This window comes from Tissierellales bacterium (assembly GCA_025210965.1).
Taxonomy (GTDB): domain Bacteria; phylum Bacillota; class Clostridia; order Tissierellales; family JAOAQY01; genus JAOAQY01.
This window is the reverse complement of record JAOAQY010000173.1, coordinates 1-4,958: the sequence shown is the minus strand read 5'-3', so window position 1 is coordinate 4,958 and position 4,958 is coordinate 1. Positions and strand designations below refer to the sequence as shown.

The following is a 4,958-nucleotide window of genomic DNA, read 5'->3' as shown; positions in this document are numbered from 1 at the left end:
TGTTTTAAATCAAAAGCGAATAAATATTTCTTTATAGGGTACTTATAGAAACAAGTCGGTTTCGTAGTGGAAGAAAATAAGTAGGGGGCTTATTGTTCTGAATCTGATGCGAGAAAAATCTTAATAGCAGTAAAAAAATGTTAAGGGGAAGCTATCAAAATATTTATATTCTAGAAGGAGGAGTCTTATGTCGATCAAAACAAAGATAGGTTCTAAACTAGGAAGTAAATTAGTGCTGATAATGTTGTTAGTGAGTATAATACCACTAGTGGTAGCTACATTTATTACACAAAAACAGGCATCAAAAGCACTAGAAAGTGCAGCCAAAACGGAAGCAGTTAAGATGACAGAATTACATGCAGAGATGATAGACAAAAAGCTAGAATCAATAGAGAGCATAATAAAGGTGAGCTCAAAGAACAATATTTTAAAAACATTACTTACAGATAATTCGAATTCAAACAAAATCATTGCAAAAAAATATTTAGAGAGTGTGAAGTCAGACAATGCCAAACTAATAGAGATGATGGTATTTGTCGACAAAAGCGGACAATCAATAGTGAGTGATACTAGCACAAGCATATCTGTAGATGTCTCAGATCGTGACTATATGAAAGAGGTGCTTTCATCAAAACGAGGGACTTTTAGCGATGTGATTGTGAATAAAGAGACAAAAAAATCCATTGTGGTTTCAGCAGAGCCTATAATGGTGGGGTCAGAAGTTCAAGGGGTATTGATTGCTACCATATTGTTTGACAGTATAAAAGACATAGTAGATGATATAAAAATTGGCAAGGAAGGCTATGGATACCTCATAAATAGTGATGGACTACTCATAAGTCATCCTACAGATGAATATGAAAATCAAAAGAACCTATTTGGAGATAGTGAAGAATTAGATACTATACTCTCAAAAATGACGCTAGGAGAGACTGGCGATGGGCACTATACAATGGGCGGCGAATACAAATATGTGGCGTATGCACCAGTAAACGGATGGACCATAGCATCTACTGCAAATTATGATGACTACATGGCAGCGAGTATAGGAATAAGAAATATATCGTACTTGATATTGCTCATATCATCAATAGTTGTAATAGTCGTTGCTTTTGTATTTTCTAAAAAAATAGTAAGGCCAATAATAAAAATATCCGATGCAGCTGATAAATTAGCAGTTGGAGATATAGACGTAAATGTGAATATAGACAGTCAAGATGAGATAGGAATACTTGCAAACTCCTTTAAACTCATGGTTTCAAATATCAAAGAGCAGGTTGAATGCGCTAAGCAAATAGCAAAGGGCGATTTATCAACGGTGGTAAATGTGAAATCAGAAAAAGACGTACTTAACAAAAATCTAGATATGATGCTAGGTAGCATAAAGGATTTAGTTAATGAAACAAACACTTTAGTAGATGCAGCTAAGGATGGTAGATTGAAAGTCAGAGGAGATGCATCTAAATTAGATGGAGGATATGCATCGATAGTACAGGGAATAAATGATACATTAGATGCTGTGACACTTCCAATAGAAGAAGCGGCAGAAGTATTGTATGAGATGTCAAATGGAAATCTAAGTGTAAGTGTTGATGGTAACTATAAAGGTGAGCATGCAAAGATAAAAGATGCTCTTAACTCTACTATAGAGACTATAAGAACGTATATAGTGGAGATATCATCTATGCTAGATTCTATGTCGAATGGAGATTATAACCTGTCTATAGAAAATGATTACAAGGGAGATTTCGTTGAAATCAAAAATTCTCTAAATAACATAATAGATTCTATGAATGATGTGCTTGGAGAGATAAGTAAATCATCAATTCAAGTAGCATCAGCATCAGGTCAGGTGTCTCAATCAGCTCAGGATCTTTCAGATGGTTCATCTAGGCAATCAGCAGCTATAGAGGAGATCACAGCCTCTGTGACGCAGGTTGCAGAACAAACTAGAGAAAATGCTCAAAATTCAACAAAAGCAAATAAACTTTCGGTAGAGGTTCAGGGAAATGCAGAGAGAGGAAATGACCAGATGAAACAGATGCTAAGAGCTATGGATGATATAAACAAATCATCTGTAAATATTTCTAATATCATAAAAGTCATAGACGAGATAGCATTCCAGACCAATATACTTGCACTTAATGCAGCTGTAGAGGCGGCTAGAGCAGGAGAACATGGTAAGGGATTTGCCGTAGTTGCAGAAGAAGTTAGAAACCTCGCAGCTAGAAGTGCTGATGCGGCAAAAGAGACAACAGACTTGATTGAAAACTCTATTTCAAAAGTAAAAACAGGAACAGAGATAGCAAGTGAAACGTCACAAGCTCTAGATGAAATAGTAACAGGTATTACAGATGCGGCTACTATATTTGGGGAAATAGCAAAAGCATCTAATGAACAAGCTACTGCCATAGCACAGGTGAATGAAGGGATATCTCAGATATCTAAAGTTACTCAAACAAATGCAGCAACATCTGAAGAAAGTGCAGCAGCGAGTGAGGAAATGTCAGCTCAGGCTGAGATGTTAGAAAAGATGGTGGGTGAGTTTAGACTAAAGAAATTTTAATCAACTAATGATAACACAATTAAGTGAAAATATTACGTTATAGAAAAAATGTCAAATAGTGTTTTAGGCTCAGTTTTGAGACTAAAACATTATTTTTCGTTAAGAAAATTGATAAGTTAAAGTAAATCATTGTTGACATAACTGTAAAAATTTTGTAAACTGTTACCGGGCCCGTAAATAACAGTAAAGTTTAACTGTAAAAATAATCAGGAGGTAGTAAAATGAAAAGCACAAAAAGATTAGTATCATTTTTAATTTGCTTTTTCATGATGTTTCAGTTATGTGCTGGAGTATTAGCAGAAGGAGTAACAACAAATGTAGTAAACAATAAAGACGAGGTAGAGACTGAAGATTATAAAGAAATAGATGCAAGCTTAAATGAAGTAAGTCAGAAGATAGAAGCTAAAATAAAACCAACGTCAATACGAATTCCAGAAGAGGAAGAAACACTTCCCTTTTATATAGATTCAGAAGTGAATGGAGATGAAATAGATACATATTTTGTACTTCAAGGAGAGTTTGATGGAGATGAAACACTTAGTTTAAGTGTATATGATGGAGACAATGAATTATTAGCTGAAGAAATTGATTGTGATAGCGAGAGAATAGAGCTTTCAGGAATAGAAACTGGAAAAGAATACTATGTGGAGTTTGTCTCTAGTAAAGAAATAGACGTAGATGTACTATTAGGAATAGCAGATCACTTTGTAGATACAGCTGATTATGAGAAGAAATATATCTGTAGATATAAAGTGAATGTAGAGCTTGAGAATGAACAAATAGAGTATGTTGAAAATGAATTTTTCGATGTAAATTATATGAGTTACTATAAAACAGCTACTGTAGCTGAAAATATTGAAAAAATAAGAAAAGAAAAGGGACTAGAAATTGGTCAAAAGCTAGATGTTTTAGGTGATTTCATGATATGTCCTGAAGGAGAAGCCAAGAGCAGAAGAGGTGGAAGACAGCGAGTAGAAAACGAATCCAATGACAGTTTTTCATCAGCAGATAGAATTGAAGATGATGATAACATGATTGGTTGGATTGGTGAGAGAGGTGATGAAGATTTCTATGAGATAGAGTTCTCTAGAGATGGCTTAGTTAATTTTTGGATTGGAAACATTCCAGATGGTGAAGACTACAATATTTATGTGTACGATGATGACGATGAAGATGACTTAGTGTATAGAGGAGACGAAGAAGGTAATGGCGGAGACGAGTTAATAAGCTATGTACCGATACGAGGCGATAGAACCTACTATATAAAAGTTGAAGGAGATAGAAGTAGCGACTATGACAGTCAGCATAACTACACACTTAGAGCAAAGTGGAAAGAAGAAGTAGAAGAAGATGAATATGAAGACAATGACGATATAGATGAAGCAGAAAAAATATTAACATTGGGTAGCAATGACTATAGTGAATCAGAGACTATAAATGCTACGCTTCATGATAGCGACGATGATGACTATTATAGAATACAACTAAAGAAAGATGCAAGTATTAGGATAACTTTAGAAGATATTCCAGAGTATTGCGATTATGAGTTGAAGTTATATGATGAGGATGGGGATAAGATTGCACAAAGCAAAAATGATGATAACGAAGACGAAGAAATAGAAGAAAACCTTAAAAGAGGAGATTACTATATCAAGGTATATGGTGGTTTTAGTGATGAAGAGTATGAATTAACAGTAGAAGCTAATGCTGAAAATAATGAATATGAGGATGAATTTGAGCCTAATAATGATGCTGATGAAGCTGAAAATATATTAGTATTTAGTAAAAATGATAGCAATAAAGAGAAGACTATAAAAGCGACATTGCACAATGATGACGATGTTGATTATTACTTGATTGAACTTGATAAAGAGGCAGATATAGAAATAAATCTAGAAGATATTCCACGTTTTAGCGATTACAATTTGAAACTATATGACCACAATGAAGATGAAGTTGCTAGGAGCACTAATGATAATGATGAAGATGAAAAAATAGAAGAACGTCTTGAAAAAGGTGATTATTATATCAAAGTATACAAGGACTATAGCAATAAGGAATATAAACTTACAGTAAAAGCTACTTCAATAATCCCAGGAAATGATATAATACAAGCAGATGGAAAATGGTTTAAGATCAAAAATCCAGAAAATGTGCAAGAAATGATGAGTGATTCTCCACGAATGGATTTAAAAGATAAGGATATTTTTGTAAAAGTAGTTGAAAGTAAATACAATGAAAAGCAAGTAATCGTTTGCGATGATGGTGAATTACAAGGCCAGCTATACGCAGGAACAGGCTCAAATTGGAGTCAATCTGGAAATCAAGTAGTTGCAATACCAACAAATTCAATCGCAGTAGCTTCAAATATAAGAACTAGAGGATTTTTTGA

The 4,958-nt window shown here is 34.1% G+C and carries 2 protein-coding genes; both read left to right on the top strand.

Translation table 11 applies throughout. The annotated features are described in order from the left end of the window. The first annotated feature begins 187 nt into the window (after window positions 1-187). Window positions 188-2,566, top strand: a complete 2,379-nt coding sequence (locus tag N4A40_12275; protein ID MCT4662628.1) for a methyl-accepting chemotaxis protein — start codon at window positions 188-190, stop codon at window positions 2,564-2,566. Between the two features lie 221 nt (window positions 2,567-2,787). Continuing rightward, window positions 2,788-4,958 (top strand): hypothetical protein (locus tag N4A40_12270; GenBank protein ID MCT4662627.1); only part of this gene is annotated, 2,171 nt, incomplete at its 3' end.

Bases quoted from the DNA above. Each gene is read 5' to 3' on its own strand.
- N4A40_12275 (MCT4662628.1), top strand. From the start codon at position 188: ATGTCGATCAAAACAAAGATAGGTTCTAAACTAGGAAGTAAATTAGTG.